Consider the following 20,932-nt stretch of genomic DNA (forward strand, 5'->3'; position numbering starts at 1 on the left):
TGTTAAATCTGTAGCAGTAGTTCATATTCCCTTTTTTTTATGATTACGGGGAAAATATATGATGCTCTTTTCGTGTTAAATAATTGATCCGACTTCATCAGATTGTATTGAAATTAACGATTTGAAACAACTATAACCTTGCGAAATTTTACTCTCAAATCAATATTACTGTTTATGTCAATTCTGACATTCAGTTCTGCTTTTGCTCAAAGGCGTAATACCACTACAGAAAAGACCAATGATGACAATGATGATAATTATACTTCATCCTCATTATTTGGTCTGACAACCGGTACCAACTCAGGCTTGCTCGGAGGTTTTATGTATCGGAAAACATTCATTACAGCCAAAAAATCCGAGAATCAGCAATATCATTACATCAACCTCGAACTGGTTAATGTAAAACATTACAGAGAATATTCTTCTTCCAATACTACCAGCGGAAGGAATTTTATCGATGGAAAAATTAATTACCTGTTTGCTGTAAGACCTCAATATGGCCGGCTGATTTCGCTATTCAAGAAGTCTCCGGAAGGTGGCGTTACAATTAACGGAATCATCGCAGCCGGTCCGACGATCGGTTTGCTTAAGCCATATTTTGTAGAAATCACCTATCTTGATGCGACAACCAACAGAGCTAAATACGTAAGTGTTCCAAATGCAGCAGATCTTACCGTAAATTATCCGAGAGCTCAGGTAGCAGGAGAAGGAGGTTTTTTTGAAGGTTTCGGACAAATGAATATCGTTCCCGGAGCTAATCTTAAACTGGCTCTGGATATAGAACTGGATGCCTTCAGACAAAGCAGTATTAATCTTGAAATCGGTTTTCTTGCAGAAGTTTATTCAAAGAAAGTAGAGATTATGACAGGAACGGAAAATCGCAGCTTTTTTACCTCCGGATACCTGACCATATTTTTCGGAAGCAGGAAATAATGCTTTTATGCAGAACAGACAGGTTTTCAGAATCTGATTCTGCACTGAAAAAAACAATTGAAATTAAACCAATTGCAATTTTCTGACGTTTGCATTTCAAATAACATTACTTTTGTGGAGTAGAAAATAAGAAGTCATGATTGAACTACCCGTAGTACCAGCCCAGAAACATAATAAAAAACCTGATTGGCTAAGAGTAAAACTGCCAATTGGTCAGGAATACGCTAAAGTCCGTAAAATTGTTGATGATCATAAATTGCATACCATTTGCCAATCCGGAAATTGTCCTAACATGGGCGAATGCTGGGGAGCCGGTACTGCAACTTTTATGATTCTTGGAAATGTTTGTACAAGATCCTGTACTTTCTGTGCAGTAGCAACCGGCCGTCCGAACGAATATGATGCTGATGAACCACGTCGTGTTGCTGAAGCTATAAAATTAATGGGTGTAAAACATGCTGTTATTACTTCGGTAAACAGAGATGAACTGAAAGACAGAGGTGCTGAAATCTGGTACCAGACTGTAGTGCAGGTAAAAGAAACGTCCCCGCAAACGACTATCGAGACATTGATTCCGGATACCAAAGGTAACTGGGATGCCTTAACAAGAATGATTGAGGGCGGGCAGGAAGTTGTTTCTCATAACATGGAAACGATCGAACGTCTTTATCGTTCAGTTCGTCCCCAGGCCAGATATGCGCGTAGCCTTGAGCAAATCAAGCGTACCAAGGAATTTGGAAAGCGTACAAAATCAGGCATTATGCTTGGTTTAGGAGAAACACAGGAAGAAATCTTCAAAGCAATGGATGATCTGGCAGAAAATGGCCTTGATGTACTTACATTAGGTCAATATCTTCAGCCAACCAAAATGCACCATGAAGTAATTGAATGGATTCATCCTGACACTTTTGCCATGTACAAAGAAGAAGGACTAAGCAGAGGCTTAAAATATGTAGAATCAGGAGCTTTGGTTCGTTCAAGTTACCACTCAGAACGCCACCTTGCCTGATAACAGCCTTTCTACCTGAAATAATATTGCCAGATTACAAAGCCCTGTCAGACAAGACAGGGCTTTTATTTGAACTTTATGGATATTGATAATTCTTCTGCTTCATTTTCCGGTAACATTCCTCCTGAATACGATTTTATCATTTCGGGGGGAGGAATGGCAGGATTGTCTTTGGCCTATTATCTGCACCAAAGTTCGTTGAGAGATAACTCTGTTTTAATCATCGACCGGGAAAGCAAAGACCGGAATGACCATACCTGGTGTTTCTGGGAAAAAGAAGACTCTGTTTTCGAGGAAATTATTTTCAGGAAATGGAACGGTGTATGGTTTCATGGGAGCAATCATTTCAGCAAATGGCTGAATCTTGGTGATTATCAATACAAAATGCTGAGGGGAATTGATTTCTACGAATATGTGAAGAAAACCATTCGAACCAATCCGGATTTTCAGTTACTGAAAGCTGATATCCTCGGAATGGAGGAAGTGGATGGTCAAATGCAGGTAAAAACTTCTGTGGGAAATTTCAGGTCAAAACACATGGTTTTTGACAGTACTTATCGCTCAGCTTACGACAATCCTTCATACAATAATATGTTACAGCATTTTATGGGCTGGACAATTGAAACTGAAAAACCTGTATTCAAACCGGAAGAACCCACTCTGTTTGACTTTCGCACAGATCAGAAAAACGAATGCAGATTTATGTATGTATTACCTCATTCAGCTCAGAAGGCTTTAATCGAATTCACCGTATTTTCTGACAATATTCTAAAAGAAACTGATTATCAACACTATCTGAAAAGTTACATTCAGAATATCTTAAAATCAGAAGCCCCCGAAACAGCCCTAAATACCTATAAAATTACCGAAACAGAGTTTGGTATTATCCCCATGTCTGATGAACCTCATCAGATAAATCCTGTTCCGGGTATATTAAGAATTGGTACAGCAGGAGGATTTGTTAAGTCATCTACCGGATATAGTTTCCAGAGAACTCAACGAAAATTAAAGAAACTGGTTGAAATGCTGGAGCAGTCAGAAGGTAATTTTCAATCGATAGACTGGCATAAAAATCTTCAGCGGTCCGGATATATTCCAACCTGGAATTCTTATCTGGATAGTATTTTACTAAGAGTCATGTTAAAGAAAAAACATCCTTCCGATGATATATTTACAAGACTTTTCAGTAAAAATACCCCTTCTGTTATCCTGAAATTTCTGGATGAAGACACTTCTTTTAAAGAGGAGCTATCAATAATGCGTACCGTTCCAACGCTGGTTTTTCTCAGATCCGCCTTTATTATTGCGCTAAAAAAGTTTTTTAGTGGAGATTAATTCATTAAAAATCAACAACTTCTGTACTAAAAACACATTCAGACTCTTCGAAAAGGTCATTTCTTTCAATAATTTACCTTTATTCTTTGTTCTTAAAACTATTGACAAAAATCAATAAAATATAAATCCTATAGGACAAATTAAGACTTTAATTAAATCATTGTGAAGTCCTTTTGACTAATTGAACTAAAAATTGTACTTTTGTAAATCAAAAATTTGATTTTAACAGATTCAAACTTATTTAGTAAATAAATGGCATATCTTTTCACCTCTGAGTCAGTTTCTGAAGGACATCCCGATAAAGTTGCTGACCAAATTTCAGACGCATTAATTGATAACTTCATGGCGTTTGACCCTTCATCAAAAGTAGCTTGTGAAACTTTAGTAACAACAGGTCAGGTAGTTTTAGCAGGAGAAGTAAAAACCAATACTTATCTTGATGTACAATCTATTGCCCGTGAAGTAATTCGTAAAATCGGCTATACTAAGTCGGAATACATGTTCGAAGCAAATTCATGTGGTATTTTATCAGCTATTCACGACCAATCTGCAGATATTAATCAGGGTGTTGACCGTAAAAATCCTGAAGACCAGGGTGCGGGAGACCAGGGGATGATGTTTGGTTATGCTACCAAAGAGACTGATAACTATATGCCTTTGGCTTTGGATCTTGCTCACAGCATTTTGCAGGAAATGTCAGCAATCCGTAACAATGAGCCTGAGTTAATTGCTTATTTACGTCCTGATGCAAAATCACAGGTTACCATTGAATATTCAGATGATAACCAGCCTCAAAGAATCGATACGATTGTTGTTTCAACACAACATGATGATTTTGCAGAGGATGAAGTAATGCTGGCAAAAATCAAGAGTGATGTTATCAACATTGTTATTCCACGTGTAAAAGCAAAACTTACACCTGAATTGCAGGCATTGTTCAACGACCAGATTACTTACCATATTAACCCGACCGGGAAATTCGTAATCGGAGGTCCTCACGGAGATACAGGTTTAACAGGCCGTAAAATCATTGTTGATACTTACGGTGGTAAAGGTGCGCACGGTGGTGGTGCTTTCTCCGGAAAAGATCCTTCCAAAGTTGACCGCTCTGCAGCTTATGCAACCCGTCACGTTGCTAAAAACCTTGTTGCAGCAGGAGTTTGCGATGAAATACTGGTACAGGTTTCTTATGCAATCGGGGTGGCAAAACCATGCGGCATATATGTGAATACATATGGCACTTCAAAAGTGAACCTTACAGATGGAGAAATTGCAAAAATTGTAGAAAAAGTGTTTGACATGCGTCCTTACTTTATCGAACAACGTTTGAAATTAAGAAACCCTATCTATTCTGAAACTGCTGCTTACGGACACATGGGCCGTAAGAATGAAGTAGTAACCAAAACTTTCAAAGGTCCGGATGGTTCAACAAAACAAGTAGAAGTTGAACTGTTTACCTGGGAAAAACTGGATTATGTAGATCAGGTAAAAGCTGCATTTGGCTTATAGTCAATCATATATCAACAAAAAAGGGCTTTTTTCAAAGCCCTTTTTTGTTTTCTGAATAATATATGCAACTAACTCTCCATGGCCATTGACATTGTTGTCAGTACTTCTCTGGTAGCGTTAGACTTCTCCTGTAATTTTTCTTTAAATCGTTTTAGCTGAGCTTTTAATGCCTCGATTGCAATATCTACAGCTTCTTCGAAAGTTCTACCGATTTCCTTCACAAATAAAGATCCGCCGGGAAGATTAATTTTAATTTCTAGCAATTTGTTTTTCATCTTACTGCTTTCCCCTTTGTCCAACCTGAGGAAAACCTCTCCACCAGTAATTCGATCATAGAACGTGTCCAGCTTATTCAATTTTGACTGGATGAATTCCAACAGCTTCTTATCAGCGTCGAAATGAATTGAATGCACTTGCAATTTCATACGCACTCGTTGTTTAAGGTTGAAAAATAAAACCGTTTTATCGGCAAAACATACTTCGGCTTTTAATCTCAATCCTGCTCCCTAGCAAAAATAGGTCTCTGACATATGATAAATCAACCTTGGTTATGTTCCCCGAAAAGAGTCGCAAAAGCCCCGCCTATCAGACAGGGCTTTTAAGAACTTTTAGGTTAATTCCTTACTTGAATTTAGGGATTAAAAATGACAAAAACAAGCCTTATCTGAAGATTCTTTGAATAATGACAAAACGGAATTCTTATATTTTTCCCCTTTCCGGGTCTTTCTGAAAATAGTACAAAACCATTAATTTATAGGTAAGTATCTGTTTTAAAAGTGTTTTCAGGACATATGTATTTCTTTTCTTTGACATTCTCAGGGCGGGTATCAAATGCTGAAAAAAAAACTGATTTTATCGACAGAATACAAAAACCTTATCCTGGTTCCTCATCAGCCTCCGGTTTTTCCCACTCAACTCTCAGCACTTTAGCCTTAATCCGGTGTTCTTCAAAGAATCTTAACCAGTATAATTGCTGAGAAGATAAATTATCTGTTGGGGATTTTACCTCAATAAAGCAATAATCCCCGTCATCCCAAATCAGTAAATCCGGAAACCCTCTGATGTTTTCCTTTAAATTCCGGGCCATTTCCAACATCAGGGTACTGATTTGTTCAGCATTGAGTTTTTCAACTAAAGTGACCAGTAAAGGAAAAAGTCCGCCATACCAATCCACCAAAGGATTTGTTATTCCGTATTTTTCGAAGAAAATGGTATAAATGAATTGCTGAGCTTCTTCTTTATCTTCAAAAATCTCCAGCCTTTCTTCCATTTTCGACTTTCTTTTCTCAAAGAAATTCGGTTTGAATAAATCGGAAGGAGAACGCTGCAAAGGATGATGAATAGCCAGTGTTTCAGTATCAAAAATAATGTCCCAGAATAATAATCCGAAAAAACTCCGCCAAAGGTGGTTTTCAGTAAAAGCAGCTTTTCTACCTCTTTTTTCATAGTAATCAATCACTCCCAATTCCACCCGCCTTTTCCAGTCAGCTTCCAGGCTTATACTTTCGGATGAATGTAATTGCCGGGTAACTGTCTTTTTGGCTCGTTTCTTAAGCAGCACAGATTCCAGTTTATTGATAAAATCCACAGCAAAAAATTGCTCATCTGCATTCTGAGGATTCAGTAAAATCTGATCACACAAAGCCCTGGCTTCTTCTATATTCTTAAGTTTATGCAGAATCCGCACCTGTCTTTCTCTGGAAGGTGCTTCCTCCGTCAACCTGAAAATCATCAAAGCCTCCTCAGATAACTTTTGTTTTTCAAGAAATGCTCCGATTTTTAAAACAAGCCGTTCAAAGCTCGGCCTGGCAACTTCAGCTAATTCTTTACTGTTATTTTCTGCCCAGTCGATAAACCATGAAAAAATATCCTTCGGATCAACCTCACTCTGCTGCATGAGGTAAAAATCCTCCCTGACAATACTTACTCTGAATTTATCCTCCGCTTCCTGTCTGGTACTAAAAAAGGCAACCATTTTCTCTTCATCATACTTTTCATAAGTCTGGAAGCCAAGATCACGAACGACAAATTCGGTCATATCTCCATACCGGCTCCCAAAAAACAGGAACTTCAGCATCATTACTTCCGTCTCAAATTTCACCTTGATTACACTGGCTGGCTGATGGTTCAGCCAATGTACAATTTCTTCGAAATCTGAGTTTTCAAGAAGCCAATCGAGTACTTCTTCCTTTTTCAGGGAAGTTTTTCCTTTGGTATCAAGATTTAGCATTTTGGCAAGACTGATCAATTCTGTCTTGTTATAAATGTCCAAAACTTCGGCAGCAAACGGAAAGTGTGCATGAGAAAGCGCTTCAATAAAATTCTTACTGATGAGGCTGTCTATAACCTGGGGGATTTCAAGTATTTCAGCATATTTCAGTTTTTCGCTGCGAAAGAAAGCCCCTCTTCTGTTAGTAAATCTGATGAAAAGGCATTGTTCATCTTCAGAAAGATTTTCAAATTCTGAAAGGAAAAAAAGCTCATTTTCATTTAAAATACCGGCATATTTTTTCCTGACAAAATTGAGCAGATATTCAAAATATTCGAGATAGTATTTGGGAGGTAGTTCAATTTTCTCTGGCATAAGAAAGCAATAATGTTTAAATTTAAATAAATTTATGAGCAGAACCTACTGAACCTATGTCAAAAGAAGAAATCCTTGAACGCCTGGTTACACAGGAAATCATTGTAGCAAAGCAAGCTTCTTTTATCAGAGATGATGACCGGAAACATCCCTTTTCAATCCACTGGGAGTTAAAAACCATTCTGTATGCCGGTATCTCCTTACTCAGCAGCGGACTTGGTATTCTTATCTATCTGAATATAGACCAGATCAGTCATCAGGCCATTGTTGCAGCGATTTCAGCACTTACAATCGCCTGTTTTGCCTATTGTTTCAGGAAACACCAGCCTTTTTCAAGGTATGAAAATACAAATCCTTTACTTTTTGTTGATTTTTCCCTTTTGCTGGGTTGTCTGACTTTTATTACACTGGAAGGCTATTTGCAGTTTCAGTACAAGTTTTTTGGCGACCAATATGATATCGCTACTATAATTCCGGCAATTTTGTTTGCCTTTCTAGCCTATTATTTCGATCATAAAGGAGTGCTTTCCATGGCTATAACAGCCTTTGCTTCTTATTTAGGTCTGAAGATTGCTCCTTTAAATCTTATTCAGTCCGGTCAGTTTTCTTCCCGAAATATTGCCATTACTGCTATCTTATTTGGTCTGACATTGATACTTCTGGGGATACTTTCGGAGAAAAAGGATTTCAAAAAACATTTTAGTTTCACTTATCTGACACTTGGTGGAAACCTGGCTTTTGGGGCATTGCTTTATCAATTGTTTTCGGCAGATTTAAAACTGCTTTATTTCATCTTTATTTCCGGAATGTCATATGGATTCATCTGGTATGCCCGCAAAAACCTTTCTTATTTATTTTTATTAATGGGGGTTATTTATGGTTATATTGGTTTTACCTATAGCCTCTTTTATTATGTTCCTACTGAAATCGGGTTAATACTTACGTACTTCTATTTTATCGCCAGCAGCTTGTGTGTTATTATATTTTTATTGAAGATTAAAGAAATTTTAGGGGTTAAGAAACATGAAAGCTTATAATCAGCAAGAGGTGGAAAACATCCATCATCAGCAAATTATTGAAGACTGGCACAGCAGAGGTCTACTTTCGGATGAACAACTTGCTAAAAGCATTAATGCTTTTCCTGTCAGCTTTTATCGGCCGAATATATTCGTTAAAGCAGGACTTTTTCTATTTACAGCGCTGGCTTCTATTTGCGGGGCAGGATTTATAAGCATATTCTTTATCGAAATACTGGATAATGCTTCACTCAGATACTGGTCAATTCTTGCCTGGTTCTATGCTTTACTATTTGGTGTTTTCCTGGAATTTTTCATCAAACAAAGAAAACTTTTTCATTCCGGTGTCGATAATGCTTTGCTTTATGCAACATTGTCCTGCTTTCTTGCCGGAATCTTTTTTATCATTCAGGACTTACATTTCCCGCTATGGCTTTCACTTGGTTTTTGTCTGCCGTTTCTCTTTTTGACAATTATCCGGTATAGCGAATTACTTACAGGTTTTATCACATATGTATGCTTCTGGGCAATTGTCTGCCTGCTGTCTGTAGAATTTCCTTTGGGGAAAATTATACTTCCGTTTGTCATTATTATTCTGAGCGGCGGCGTTTATCTGCTGATCAAAAAAATACAGAATCTTGAGCAAATCCAGTATTACAACAATGTTCTAACGTTATTCGAAACGGCCTCACTGGTATTATTTTACCTGGGAGGGAACTACCTGATCGTCAGAGAAGGAAATGCGTTAATTAATAATATTTTCCTTAACGTCTCTCCTCAGATTAGCTTTGCTCCCTTCTTTTATCTTTTTACTGCATTTATTCCCCTTGTTTACATTTACCTGGGATTGAAAAAGAAAGACCGGACTCTTCTTGTGACCGGATTGCTGGCTGTTGTTTTTTCTATCATTACTTATCGTTTTTACTTCAGCAATATTCCCAAAGAAATTGCCTTAACTATCGCAGGTTCCCTGATGATTATTCTATCGGTCTTTTTAAATAATTATCTGAAGAAAGGGAAATGGGGTATTACTGCTCAGGCGACAGATTCCTCTAAACTAAGCAATTTTGAAAGCCTTTTGGTAGCTCAGGTATTCGGACAAGCTCCGCAGCAAAAAGGAATGGAATTTGGCGGTGGTGATTTTGGCGGTGGCGGAGCCGGAGACAAATACTGAAAACCATCTCAAATACCAAATAAAATATAATAATTACCAAATAAAATAGAAATTTTCTTCTTTAATATAAGAAATTATATTCATTTTATTGTGTTATATCGGGAAGATTATTGTAAAAATGTATCTTTGTCGCAAAGATTTTGAAAACAGGTCGTCTGAAAATTTACAGAAAGGATTTCTTTCGCTTTGAAATAAATTTTGCACACCAGATTTCCTGAATTATGAATTATCCTAATTGAGAATAACCAAAGTTAACCAAGAAATTCATCTAAAATAACCCCTTCAATAGCCAATGAAAACCGTAAGTACCTACAATTTTGCAGGCAAACGTGCTCTGATTCGTGTTGATTTCAACGTACCTCTTAATGACAGATATGAAATCACGGATGACACTCGTATCAAAGCAACAATCCCAACCATTACCAAGATTTTAAACGATGGCGGATCTGTAATATTGATGTCTCATTTAGGTCGCCCGAAGGACGGTCCTACTGAAAAATATTCTCTTAAACATTTAGTAACACCACTTTCAATTGTATTTGGTCGTCCTGTAAAATTTGCAGATGATTGTATCGGAGAATCGGCTTACACACAGGCTGCTGCTTTACAACCGGGAGAAATTTTATTGCTTGAAAACCTTCGTTTTTATAAAGAAGAAGAAAAAGGGAATGTTGAATTTGCCGAAAAATTATCAAAATTAGGTGATGTTTGGGTTAACGACGCATTTGGTACAGCTCACCGTGCCCATGCTTCAACAGCCGTAGTAGGTCAGTTCTTCCAGGATAAAGTTTGCGGATTTGTAATGCTGGCTGAATTGGAAAATGCACAGAAAGTACTTGAAAATCCGATCCGTCCGTTTACTGCCATTATGGGTGGTTCCAAGGTTTCAGATAAAATTCTTATCATTGAACGTTTGTTGGATAAAGTTGATAATCTGATTATCGGCGGCGGGATGACATATACCTTCTCTTTAGCAGAAGGTGGTAAAATCGGGAAGTCAATTTCTGAGCCGGATAAAGTAGAATTAGCTAAATCTCTGTTGGAAAAAGCTGCTGCAAAAGGTGTTAAATTATATATGCCTCTTGATAATGTCTGCGCTGACAAATTCAGTAATGACGCTAATCGTGAAATCGTAGCCAGAGGAGAAATCGCTGACGAATGGGAAGGATTAGACATTGGTCCTGAATCTGTTAAATTATTCTCTGAAGTAATTGAAGGATCAAAAACTATTCTTTGGAATGGCCCGATGGGTGTATTTGAATTCCCTAATTTTGCTGTAGGAACCAACGCCATCGCTGATGCTGTAGTAAAAGCAACTGAAGAAAACGATGCTTTCTCATTGATCGGAGGAGGAGATTCTGCTTCTGCAGTAAATAATGCCGGATATGGAGACCGTGTATCTTATGTATCTACCGGTGGTGGTGCATTACTTGAATACATGGAAGGTAAAGTTTTACCGGGTGTAGCTGCTTTACAAGACTAATTCAGCAATACCTATAATATGGACAAAAGCGACACAAAGAAATTTGTGTCGCTTTTGTCGTTTTCATTCCCCTGTTTGGATCGGTGTGAATGCGGGCAGTGGGTCATTAATTTTACTATAAAATCCACAAATTTTATTTCGTTAAAACACAATAAATAAAATTTTAACTTGCTGTGCGATTATTAACAAAGGCGATACGAAGAAATTTTGTGTCGCTTTTTTTATTTCATAACTTCAACCTCTGAATTAAAATCGCGATTCTTCGCCGGAAACGACACCATGATATTCCTTACAGAACCCATTGAAACCTCTGCTCAATATCTTCTCAACGACAGCAGACAACTGACTTCCCCACAAAGATCTATATTCTTCGCAATAAAAGGTCCGCACCATGACGGACACCAGTTTATTGAAGCACTTTACCGAAAAGGAGTAAGACAGTTCGTCATAGAAACCAAAGCCTGCAATGATTCTCTAATCAAGGAATTGAGCAAGATGAAAGATTGCAGTATCTGGCAGGTTGAAAACAGCATACTGGCTTTACAAAACGTAGCACTTAACCATAGAAAAAAATATAACATCCCTGTCATCGGCATTACCGGAAGTAATGGCAAAACGATTGTAAAAGAGTGGTTATCAACCCTTCTGGCCAATAAATTCAAAATTGTAAAAAGTCCGAAAAGTTATAATTCACAAATTGGTGTACCGCTGTCTGTCTGGCAAATGAATGACAGCCATACTTTAGGGATTTTTGAAGCCGGAATTTCCAGACCCGATGAAATGGAGAATCTGGAAAAAGTAATAAAACCAACGTTGGGTATTTTCACTAATATCGGTAGTGCACACAATGAGTTTTTCCCGAACAGTGTTGCCAAAATCAGAGAAAAAGCTAAATTATTTGCCAATTCAGATGCCTTGATTTATTGTGCAGATTATGTTGAAATGGATGAATTTATCAAACAGGAATTTATTCATGAAAATCAACGCTGTAAACTACTGGATTGGTCGAGGGTATTGTCAAGCGGTATCAGAGTCGACTGGCAGATTGAAGAAGATGGCACTTCCATTCAGGTTATCGGAGATAAAGAGCTAGGCACAGAGGTCTGGGAGTCAGAACGGTATAAAACACATTTTAAGGACGAGGCTTCTCTGGAAAATATAACCCATTGTATCATTTCGATGCTTCATTTAGGCTATGATTTCTACGAAATCCAGTCAAGACTGCATTCTTTGAGACCTGTTTCAATGAGACTTGAACTGAAAGAAGGCATTAATGATTGTTACCTGATTGATGATACCTACAACAATGATCTTGCAGGACTTACTATCGCCCTGAATTTTCTGGGACAACAAACCCAAAGGCAAAAAAAAGTATTGATTCTAAGCGATTTACTTGAAACCGGGATTACTGAAAGAAATCTGTATCAGCAAATTTCTCAGTTAATCATAGAGAAAAATATTGAACAGGTTATCGGTATCGGAGAGGTAATTTCAAGAAATAAAGACTTGTTTCCCAATGCTTTGTTTTTCAGAAATACACCTGAATTTCTCGAAAGCCGGGAAATAAGCCAATTTCATAATGCGCTGATTCTTATCAAAGGAGCCAGAAGATTTGGGTTTGAACAGATTGTTCACAAATTGGTACAGAAAACTCATGGCACAGTTTTGGAAATCAACCTCGATGCGATGACAAACAATCTTAATTATTACAGAGATAAGATTGGTCAGGACACTAAAATTATGGTAATGGTCAAAGCTTTTGCCTATGGTTCCGGAAGTCTGGAAGTAGCCAATCTTTTACAGTTTCATGGTGTTGATTATCTGGCGGTTGCCTATGCTGATGAAGGGATTCATTTAAGACAAAACGGGATTTATATTCCGATAATGGTTATGAATCCTTCGCCGGCGGATTTTGAAAAAATCGTCACCAATAACCTTGAACCTGAAATTTACAGTCTCCGTATTTTAAAAGCCTTTTCAGAGTTTATCGACCATCAGAACAGAGTCGCCAAAATTCATATCAAGCTGGATACCGGGATGCACAGACTCGGTTTTGAGAAAAAAGATATTCCGGAATTAATAGAAACATTAAGATCAAATCCAAACATCTGGATTTCAACCATTTTCAGTCACCTGGTCGGGGCAGATGAAGAGCAGTTTGACGATTTCACCAGAAGTCAGATCAGGCTGTTCAATGAAATGGCTGATCCGATTTCAGCAGGAATTGGTTACTCTCCTACAAGGCATCTGGCCAATTCAGCAGGAATAGCCAGATTCCCTGAAGCTCGCCAGGATATGGTACGTTTAGGAATCGGTTTATACGGTGTTGCCGTTACCCCGCACGACCAGATCAATCTTCAAACAGTTGGTACACTCAAAACCTTTATTTCTCAGATAAAAACTATTCCGGTAGGTGAAACTGTGGGTTACGGAAGAAGAGGAAAAGTAGAACGGGAAACTAAAATTGCTACGATTGCCATCGGTTACGCTGACGGATTCGACCGGGGATTCAGCCGTGGTGTCGGGGAGGTTTTGGTAAATGGGGTAAGATGTCCGGTAATTGGTAACATTTGTATGGATATGACTATGATTGACATTACGGAAACGCAGGCTCAGGAAGGTGATGAAGTAATAATTTTTGGAAAAGATCTCACCATAATGGAACTTGCTGAAAAAATCCAGACTATTTCTTATGAGATTTTAACCAATGTAAGCGGCAGGGTAAAAAGAGTTTTTTATCAGATATAATATGAAAAACTTATTGAATTAATAGGGGAAAGTCAGAGAATAATTGTCTGAGTTAAAACAGGTTTCTGACTGAAACCGTACGTTAAAATTTCTTAATCCTTTTTATTTAAGCCCTTATGAAAAAATTAGCAATTATCGCTTTATTCTGTTCTATCGCCCGATTTTCATTTGCTCAAAGTCCTGTGAAGTATGAATTCAATCAGGTAACAACTATCGAATCAGTAGTACCCGGTGGGTTGGGTCGTTCCAGAATGATTACTTCAGGAAGTAATGGCACGGAACTTGAGGAAATCAAATTGGAAAACTTTTTTAGTTTTGTCGGAATCAACTTTGAGAATGTTCGTTTTAACGATAAAACCATTACCAATAAAATCAGTAAAATGTATGAAGATGGCTGGGAATTGCTCAATACAACCTCAGGTGTTTACAGTGCAGATAAAAGTACCGGAATCTTCATTACGCGTTATTTATTCAGAAGACCTAAAGGAAACTAAATTCTATTTCAATATATACCAACCAGAGTGCTTTCAGGCAGGAATAATCTCCTGCCTGATTTTTTATAAATACCCCTCCTGATTTTGTGTCCCTTCTCTCATTGCATCTTTTCGATGCAGATTAAAATCTTTAACTTGCATAAGTTTTTATTTTAATCATTTCTACATGAAAAAGTCGTTCATCTTAACCTTATTATTCTCTGCAATTTTCTCATTAAGTTTTAGTCAGCAAAATGATGTTTACACTTTACAGGAAGTAGATTCTGCAGCCATGATTCCTAGTGGAAAACCTTATTTTGACCTTTTTATCAAGAAAAATATCAAAATCCCCTTTCAGGCACAGCTTGCCGGGGTCAAGGGAAAAGTTTATTTATCTGCCATTGTTGAAACCAATGGAACAGTTTCAAACATTGAAATCATAAAAGGACTTCGTCCGGATTGTGACAAAGAAGTAATCAGGCTCTTTTCTTTATTTAAAGCCTGGAAACCGGCACAAAAAGATGGGAAATCTGTGAGAAGCCGGGTCAGCTATCCGGTCTCTGTTTCATCTGAAGAGATTCAAAATTATGAAAAGGGTTATATTACGTCTTTCTTTAACGCTCAGGGAAATTCTATCGCCTCCGCAGATTCTGCTGCATATCTGCAAAAAGCAGCAGTTGATACTCTGACTGGCGATATCATTGCTGATATCATCTTCTACAAAATCAATGGAACCAAGCTCAAGCCTTATTTCACATTAAAAGAAAAGAAAGAGTATAGTTATTATTTTCCCGGAGTTACCAAAGACAGCATTCGTCTGCTAACTATCTCACACATAAATAATTATGGCATTGCTGTGGGAGAACAAAAAAAGTATTATCCGAATGGAAATTTATTCAGCATAGTTCAGCTTGAAGAAGGTAAAAATACCGAAAATTTTAGCCTGTTTTATCCAAACGGAGTATTGAAAGAATCCTCCGAATCAGCAAACATTCCTGATAAGAAAGTCTTTACCAGCATTAAGTGGCTTCCTTCAGGTCAGATCCACTCGATTATTGAAAAGGATGTGACAATAACCAATAATCCTGTAATTTCTGTAATAAGTATGTGGGACTCTACAGGAAATCAGATAGTTAAGAATGGAAATGGTAATGTAAAGATTTTATCAGCTTATGAAGATACTTTTTTCTACGAGAAAGGTGTTTACCTGAATGGCCAAAAACAAGGTTTATGGGAAGGGGAATTTAAAGATGGACAGAAAGTTTATTCTGAAAATTATGATAACGGGAAATTCCTGGATGGCGTTTCCTTTCATGAGGGAAAACGGATTTCCTATACAAATCCCGAGATTAAGTCAGAATATGCAGACGGCGGATTAAAAGGCTGGGGAAGTTTTCTGAATGCAAATCTCAGCTATCCTCAGGATGCCCGTGAAAAAAATATTGAAGGCAAGGTTTATATTAATTTTGTGGTTTGTACTGATGGTTCTTTATGCAATTTTGAAGTAATAAAAAGCTCAGGAAATTCAAGTCTGGATGAAGAAGCATTAAGAGTTGTAAAGCTATCAAACGGTAAATGGAAACCGGGTTTGCAACGGGGGAAACTCGTAAAAACAAAATATGTCTTACCACTCAACTTTATATTAGGTAAATAAATTATGTACAAAATGATTACCTTTGCAGTATGGAAACTCAGCAAGCTAACAACCCGCTTCATGGTATAAAATTAGAGATGATGCTGAATCATCTGGTTGATTTTTATGGATGGGAAAGACTCGGAGAACTCATTAATATCCGTTGTTTCAACTTTGACCCAAGTATTAAGTCAAGTTTGAAATTTCTCAGAAAAACTCCCTGGGCCAGAACCAAAGTAGAAGAATTGTACCAGAGAAAACAGGAAAGAATCTTTGAAAAGTTACAAAAAGCCGGACAGAAATAAGAAAAGCCAAAGTCATATGACTCTGGCTTTTAACTTCTTCCCTAACCCTGATATCTCCTAACGTATGATCCCGGGTACAAAATCAACTATTGTCCTGCATTTGTACGGGTTCCAGATTTTCCCGTTCTTCATCTGTGTATAGTCTTGACTTAACGATAAACCTCATACCCAAAGGAATTTCATAAGAAAAACTGGCTCCTCTCCCCTTTGTCACATCAATTGTTAACTGCGTATGATACCAATATTCAAATTGAAAGGCACTCATATAAAAATTACAATCGTGAATACGGCCAATTAAGACATCATTGGAACCTATTTTAAACTCATTTACCGGAAAACACATCGGAGCTGAACCATCACAACATCCCCCGCTCTGGTGAAACATCATTTCGCCATATTCTGCCCTGAGCTCATCAATGACCTCCATCGCCTCAGGAGTAACCAGTACTCTTTTCACTTTTTCCATGACGTTTTTCCCTAAAAGAATCCCAATTTCTGTTTGCTGTACGAAATAAGCATGTTCTTATTCTGACGATAATGAGCCAACATCATTTTATGGGTTTCACGACCAAATCCTGATTTTTTGAACCCTCCGAATGGTGCATGAGCCGGATAAGCATGGTAACAGTTCACCCAAACCCTGCCTGCCTGAATCGCTCTTGGAACGGTATAAAGTTCATGTGCATCTCTGGTCCACACTCCCGCCCCTAAGCCATACAACGTATCATTGGCAATCTCAATGGCTTCTTCAACTGTTTTGAAGGTAGTGAGTGAAGTAACCGGTCCGAAGATTTCCTCCTGAAATACCCTCATTTTATTATGTCCTTTCAAAAGAGTCGGCTGGATGTAATAACCTGTTGACAAATCTCCGGAATGTCCGCAGGCAGCACCTCCTGTTAAAACTTCAGCTCCTTCTTCTTTCCCGATCTGCAGATAAGAAAGTATCTTTTCATATTGGTCATTCGAAGCCTGAGCACCAATCATCGTTTCCATATCAAGCGGATTTCCCTGTTTAATGGCGTTGATCCGACCAATCAGCTTTTCAATAAAAGCATCTGCGATTGATTCATGTACCAATATTCTGGATGGGCAAGTACAGATTTCACCCTGATTAAGCGCAAACATCACAGCTCCTTCAACACATTTATCCAGAAAGTCATCATCTTCATCCATAACACTCTGGAAGAAAATATTCGGGGATTTCCCTCCCAATTCCATGGTTACCGGAATGATATTTTCAGAAGCATATTGCATAATAAGTCTTCCTGTTGTTGTTTCTCCGGTAAATGCAACTTTCGAAATACGGGGAGAACTGGCCAAAGGCTTGCCTGCTTCCACTCCAAAACCTGTAACGACGTTTAATACGCCGGCAGGAAGCAAATCCTGAATCAACTCCAGCAGGCACATAATACTTGTCGGCGTTTGCTCTGCGGGTTTTACTATCACGCAACAACCTGCGGCCAATGCCGGAGCAACTTTCCAGGTAGCCATCAGCAAAGGAAAGTTCCAGGGGATAATTTGTCCTACTACCCCGATTGGTTCATGAATATTCATAGAAACCGTATGCTCATCAAGCTCTGCAATTGTACTCTCCTCCCCTCTGATAACTCCGGCAAAATAGCGAAAATGATCTACTACCAGGGGTAAATCAGCGAAGGTTGTTTCTCTGATTGGTTTCCCGTTATCTATGGTTTCTACAGTTGCCAGATATGAAAGATTCTTTTCAACGATGTCAGCAATTTTCAGCAAAATATTACTTCTTTCTGTTACTGAAGTTTTTGACCATTTCGGGAAAGCATCCCAGGCTGCATCCAATGCTAATTCTATATCCTCCTGAGTGGAACGCGCCGCATAGGTAAAAACCTTACCGTCAATCGGAGAAACATTTTCGAAATATTTCCCTTTTACAGGAGCAACCCATTTACCACCAATAAAATTTTCGTAACGCTCCCTAAAAGTTGGTTTCTGTGCTGAATTATTCATGACTAAAATTTGGTTTTGGAGTTAAAGTTTAATTTTTCCAAAATTATTTTGAATAATTCTAATAATGATTTAGTATTGTATCAACAACATTGAGAATTGTATCATTATCTGTTTATTCCCTGAAAAACATTAAAGCCTGGCTTTCAAAGAATAAAATAAGCTTAAACAGTATATACCAGCTTCGCTCAATCCTGCGTTTTATAAAGTATTATTTTGCCTTTTCCTATTATGGATCAACTGTATAAACTTAACCCGCCTTCCCTCCTTTCGGTTAAAGAATTAAACACTTTAGTCGAAAACAGAACTGTTTATACCCTTGAGAATTTTGAGCTGAATATTTTTGAAACACATCAGAAAAGCGAAGATGTCCGGTTGAAATTTAATAATCTGGTACTTACTTCGATGTTTCGCGGAAAGAAGGTGATGAGATTATTCGATGAAAATGGCTTTGATTACCTCCCGGGAGAATCAGTGATTGTACCTGAAAATGAAGAAATGCGGATTGATTTTCCAGAAGCGACTTTTGAAAATCCAACCCAGTGCCTGGCTTTGGCAATTGATCGTGAAAAGATTAAAGAAACCGTTGATTTACTGAATGAGAAATTTGCTAAAACGGAGAAAAATGAGGTCTGGCAAATTGATCTTGAAACTTTCCATATCAAAAATTCACTTGAAATTTCAAGTACAATTGACCGATTGGTGAATGTTTCCAGAGAAAATAATAAAGCAAAAGACCTTTTTGCAGATTTTACCCTGAATGAACTACTTATCCGCCTGATGCAGACGCAGGCACGCTGCCTCATTTTTGATAATTATCATAAGTATCAGGGGAATAACCGTTTCGCTTATATCATTCATTACATCAAAGAGCATCTTACTGAAAAACTCAGTATTGATAAACTGTCTGATCTGGCCTGTATGAGTAAACCTAATTTCTTCCGGCAGTTTAAGAAAGAGTTCGGCCTTACGCCTATCGATTATATCAATCAGGAACGTTTATATTTTGCCAAGAAAATTCTGGCTGATCCACGGCAAAGCATTGCCGATGCCTGTTTTAAAGCCGGTTTTAATAATCTGAATTACTTCTTTATTCTTTTCAAGAAGCAGGAAGGAATTACGCCGAATACCTTCAAACGTAATATTCTGGAACATACCAATGCATAAAAAAGCCCTTCCTCTTAATTGAGAAAAGGCTTTCCTGAAATCTTAGTATCTGTTCTGTCATTACAGATTGATATCTCCGACCATATCTTCCGGTTTTACCCAGGCATCAAATTCTTCAGCGGTCAGATAACCTAAAGCAATAGCTGTTTCTTTTAAGGTTGATCCGTTCTTATGAGCTGTCTGAGCGATTTCAGCGGCTTTATAATAACCGATTTTTGTATTTAATGCAGTAACCAACATCAAAGAGTTATTTACATGCTTCTTAATATTTTCACGTAATGGCTCTATTCCTTCAGCACATTTATCATTAAATGCAACGCAGACATCTCCTAACAAGCGGGCAGAATGAAGGAAATTATAAATCATGACAGGTTTAAATACATTCAGTTCAAAATGCCCTAAAGAACCTCCGATACTGATAGCTACATCATTACCCATCACCTGTGCTGATACCATCGTCATTGCTTCGCATTGAGTAGGGTTTACTTTGCCTGGCATGATAGATGAGCCCGGTTCGTTATCAGGAATATGGATTTCCCCTATTCCAGAACGTGGCCCTGAAGAAAGCATACGAATATCATTACCGATTTTCATCAAACTTACCGCAACGGTTTTCAATGCTCCGTGAGCTTCTACAATAGCGTCATGAGCAGCCAGAGCTTCAAATTTATTCGCCGCCGTTACAAAAGGCAAACCAGTCAAAGCAGCAATGTGTTTTGCTACATTTTCAGAATAACCTTTTGGAGTATTTATTCCTGTTCCTACTGCTGTACCTCCTAATGCCAGTTCAGAAAGATGTGCCAATGTATTATCAATAGCTCGAAGACCATGATCTAGCTGAGAAACATATCCTGAAAATTCCTGACCCAGTGTGAGCGGAGTAGCATCCATAAAGTGCGTACGTCCGATTTTTACAACATCCTTAAAATCAACGGCTTTTTTCGCCAGCGTATCGCGAAGCTTTTTGATACCCGGAATGGTTACCTCCACCAGAATTTTATAGGCAGCAATGTGCATTGCTGTCGGGAAAGTATCATTTGAAGACTGGGATTTATTTACGTCATCATTCGGATGAACATATTTCGTCTCATCAAGCAGATTTCCTCCGTTTATTACATGGGCACGGTAAGCTACAACCTCATTACAGTTCATATTAGACTGTGTTCCTGAGCCTGTTTGCCAGACTACCAAAGGAAATTGATCGTCAAGTTTACCTTCCAGTATTTCATCACAAACCTGACCGATCAGATTTTTCTTATCTTCTGCCAGTACACCTGCTTCAAAATTGGTGATAGCAGCCGCTTTTTTCAAATAGGCAAAAGCTTTAATGATCTCCTTAGGCATTTTATTAATGTCCTGAGCGATCGGGAAATTCATAATTGAACGTTGGGTCTGAGCACCCCAGTAAACATTGGCAGGTACCTGCACCTTACCCATTGTGTCTTTTTCTATTCTGTATTCCATCTGCTTTAAGTTGATAATTTTAGCAGAGAGTCTGTTATCTGAGAAAGCTCAAAATCAGAATCCCCGGCTTATAATGCCTGCAAAGGTATGACAGAATCAGAAATGAAAAGAATGATTTT

General features: G+C 38.0%; 17 protein-coding genes. 12 read left to right on the forward strand and 5 right to left on the reverse strand.

The genetic code is table 11. The features are described from left to right. Positions 1-174: 174 nt before the first annotated feature. From BM179_RS09765 to metK, 4 genes are all read left to right on the forward strand, one after another. Entirely contained in the window at positions 175-933 is a 759-nt protein-coding gene (locus tag BM179_RS09765) for a hypothetical protein (RefSeq protein WP_092015974.1), read from the forward strand. A 136-nt stretch (positions 934-1,069) separates the two neighbouring features. Continuing rightward, positions 1,070-1,942, forward strand: a complete 873-nt coding sequence (gene lipA / locus BM179_RS09770) for a lipoyl synthase (protein ID WP_092015977.1) — start codon at positions 1,070-1,072, stop codon at positions 1,940-1,942. 78 nt (positions 1,943-2,020) lie between these two features. Beyond that, on the forward strand, positions 2,021-3,277 hold the full coding sequence (locus BM179_RS09775; RefSeq protein WP_092015980.1) for a lycopene cyclase family protein: 1,257 nt from the start codon (positions 2,021-2,023) through the stop codon (positions 3,275-3,277). A 252-nt stretch (positions 3,278-3,529) separates the two neighbouring features. After that, a complete protein-coding gene (gene metK, locus BM179_RS09780; RefSeq protein ID WP_092015983.1) occupies positions 3,530-4,786 on the forward strand; it encodes a methionine adenosyltransferase in 1,257 nt (418 codons plus the stop codon). 68 nt (positions 4,787-4,854) lie between these two features. Here metK and BM179_RS09785 read toward each other — a convergent pair whose 3' ends face one another. After that, positions 4,855-5,211: an HPF/RaiA family ribosome-associated protein gene (locus BM179_RS09785; protein WP_092015987.1), complete on the reverse strand. Its 357-nt coding sequence runs from the start codon at positions 5,209-5,211 to the stop codon at positions 4,855-4,857. A 449-nt stretch (positions 5,212-5,660) separates the two neighbouring features. Beyond that, positions 5,661-7,370, reverse strand: a complete 1,710-nt coding sequence (locus tag BM179_RS09790; protein WP_092015991.1) for a VRR-NUC domain-containing protein — start codon at positions 7,368-7,370, stop codon at positions 5,661-5,663. A 56-nt stretch (positions 7,371-7,426) separates the two neighbouring features. On the opposite strand from BM179_RS09790, the gene BM179_RS09795 reads away from it, so the two are divergent. The 7 genes from BM179_RS09795 to BM179_RS09825 all read left to right on the forward strand — a co-directional run bounded on the left by BM179_RS09795 (position 7,427) and on the right by BM179_RS09825 (position 16,202). Continuing rightward, complete coding sequence (locus tag BM179_RS09795; protein WP_092015994.1) at positions 7,427-8,407, forward strand: DUF2157 domain-containing protein; 981 nt, start codon at positions 7,427-7,429, stop codon at positions 8,405-8,407. Then, complete coding sequence (locus tag BM179_RS09800; protein WP_092015997.1) at positions 8,394-9,560, forward strand: hypothetical protein; 1,167 nt, start codon at positions 8,394-8,396, stop codon at positions 9,558-9,560. Before BM179_RS09795 ends, BM179_RS09800 begins: the two co-directional genes overlap by 14 nt. Before the next feature lie 292 nt (positions 9,561-9,852). Continuing rightward, on the forward strand, positions 9,853-11,043 hold the full coding sequence (locus tag BM179_RS09805) for a phosphoglycerate kinase (RefSeq protein WP_092016000.1): 1,191 nt from the start codon (positions 9,853-9,855) through the stop codon (positions 11,041-11,043). Positions 11,044-11,322: 279 nt separating this feature from the next. After that, positions 11,323-13,791 (forward strand): bifunctional UDP-N-acetylmuramoyl-tripeptide:D-alanyl-D-alanine ligase/alanine racemase, encoded by a 2,469-nt coding sequence (locus tag BM179_RS09810; protein ID WP_092016003.1) that lies wholly within the window; start codon positions 11,323-11,325, stop codon positions 13,789-13,791. A 116-nt stretch (positions 13,792-13,907) separates the two neighbouring features. Then, on the forward strand, positions 13,908-14,285 hold the full coding sequence (locus tag BM179_RS09815; protein WP_229632931.1) for a hypothetical protein: 378 nt from the start codon (positions 13,908-13,910) through the stop codon (positions 14,283-14,285). Positions 14,286-14,451: 166 nt separating this feature from the next. After that, complete coding sequence (locus BM179_RS09820; protein ID WP_092016006.1) at positions 14,452-15,918, forward strand: TonB family protein; 1,467 nt, start codon at positions 14,452-14,454, stop codon at positions 15,916-15,918. A gap of 29 nt (positions 15,919-15,947) precedes the next feature. Continuing rightward, entirely contained in the window at positions 15,948-16,202 is a 255-nt protein-coding gene (locus BM179_RS09825) for a VF530 family protein (protein ID WP_092016009.1), read from the forward strand. Positions 16,203-16,284: 82 nt separating this feature from the next. Here the strand turns inward: BM179_RS09825 and BM179_RS09830 are convergent, their stop codons facing one another. Together BM179_RS09830 and BM179_RS09835 are read right to left on the reverse strand one after the other, a co-directional pair. Then, positions 16,285-16,668 carry a DUF779 domain-containing protein gene (locus BM179_RS09830; protein WP_092016012.1) on the reverse strand — a complete coding sequence of 128 codons (384 nt, stop codon included), beginning with the start codon at positions 16,666-16,668 and terminating at the stop codon, positions 16,285-16,287. A gap of 11 nt (positions 16,669-16,679) precedes the next feature. Continuing rightward, positions 16,680-18,185 carry an aldehyde dehydrogenase family protein gene (locus BM179_RS09835; protein ID WP_092016014.1) on the reverse strand — a complete coding sequence of 502 codons (1,506 nt, stop codon included), beginning with the start codon at positions 18,183-18,185 and terminating at the stop codon, positions 16,680-16,682. A gap of 228 nt (positions 18,186-18,413) precedes the next feature. Between BM179_RS09835 and BM179_RS09840 the strand changes: the two genes are divergently transcribed. Continuing rightward, a complete protein-coding gene (locus BM179_RS09840; protein WP_092016017.1) occupies positions 18,414-19,349 on the forward strand; it encodes an AraC family transcriptional regulator in 936 nt (311 codons plus the stop codon). 60 nt (positions 19,350-19,409) lie between these two features. On the opposite strand, the gene fumC is transcribed toward BM179_RS09840, so the two are convergent. After that, complete coding sequence (gene fumC / locus BM179_RS09845; RefSeq protein ID WP_092016019.1) at positions 19,410-20,813, reverse strand: class II fumarate hydratase; 1,404 nt, start codon at positions 20,811-20,813, stop codon at positions 19,410-19,412. Between the last annotated feature and the right edge of the window lie 119 nt (positions 20,814-20,932).

Origin of the sequence: Pseudarcicella hirudinis (genome assembly GCF_900115665.1) — a bacterium.
In the GTDB taxonomy this organism is placed as follows: Bacteria; Bacteroidota; Bacteroidia; order Cytophagales; family Spirosomataceae; genus Pseudarcicella; species Pseudarcicella hirudinis.

Excerpts from the sequence above, each read along its gene's own strand:
- fumC (WP_092016019.1), bottom strand. The coding sequence starts at position 20,813 with ATGGAATACAGAATAGAAAAAGACACAATGGGTAAGGTGCAGGTACCT.
- BM179_RS09765 (WP_092015974.1), top strand. The coding sequence starts at position 175 with ATGTCAATTCTGACATTCAGTTCTGCTTTTGCTCAAAGGCGTAATACC.
- BM179_RS09785 (WP_092015987.1), bottom strand. The coding sequence starts at position 5,211 with ATGAAATTGCAAGTGCATTCAATTCATTTCGACGCTGATAAGAAGCTG.
- BM179_RS09795 (WP_092015994.1), top strand. The coding sequence starts at position 7,427 with ATGTCAAAAGAAGAAATCCTTGAACGCCTGGTTACACAGGAAATCATT.
- BM179_RS09825 (WP_092016009.1), top strand. The coding sequence starts at position 15,948 with ATGGAAACTCAGCAAGCTAACAACCCGCTTCATGGTATAAAATTAGAG.
- BM179_RS09820 (WP_092016006.1), top strand. The coding sequence starts at position 14,452 with ATGAAAAAGTCGTTCATCTTAACCTTATTATTCTCTGCAATTTTCTCA.
- BM179_RS09775 (WP_092015980.1), top strand. The coding sequence starts at position 2,021 with ATGGATATTGATAATTCTTCTGCTTCATTTTCCGGTAACATTCCTCCT.
- BM179_RS09830 (WP_092016012.1), bottom strand. The coding sequence starts at position 16,668 with ATGGAAAAAGTGAAAAGAGTACTGGTTACTCCTGAGGCGATGGAGGTC.
- BM179_RS09810 (WP_092016003.1), top strand. The coding sequence starts at position 11,323 with ATGATATTCCTTACAGAACCCATTGAAACCTCTGCTCAATATCTTCTC.
- BM179_RS09815 (WP_229632931.1), top strand. The coding sequence starts at position 13,908 with ATGAAAAAATTAGCAATTATCGCTTTATTCTGTTCTATCGCCCGATTT.
- BM179_RS09790 (WP_092015991.1), bottom strand. The coding sequence starts at position 7,370 with ATGCCAGAGAAAATTGAACTACCTCCCAAATACTATCTCGAATATTTT.
- BM179_RS09840 (WP_092016017.1), top strand. The coding sequence starts at position 18,414 with ATGGATCAACTGTATAAACTTAACCCGCCTTCCCTCCTTTCGGTTAAA.
- BM179_RS09800 (WP_092015997.1), top strand. The coding sequence starts at position 8,394 with ATGAAAGCTTATAATCAGCAAGAGGTGGAAAACATCCATCATCAGCAA.
- BM179_RS09805 (WP_092016000.1), top strand. The coding sequence starts at position 9,853 with ATGAAAACCGTAAGTACCTACAATTTTGCAGGCAAACGTGCTCTGATT.
- metK (WP_092015983.1), top strand. The coding sequence starts at position 3,530 with ATGGCATATCTTTTCACCTCTGAGTCAGTTTCTGAAGGACATCCCGAT.
- lipA (WP_092015977.1), top strand. The coding sequence starts at position 1,070 with ATGATTGAACTACCCGTAGTACCAGCCCAGAAACATAATAAAAAACCT.
- BM179_RS09835 (WP_092016014.1), bottom strand. The coding sequence starts at position 18,185 with ATGAATAATTCAGCACAGAAACCAACTTTTAGGGAGCGTTACGAAAAT.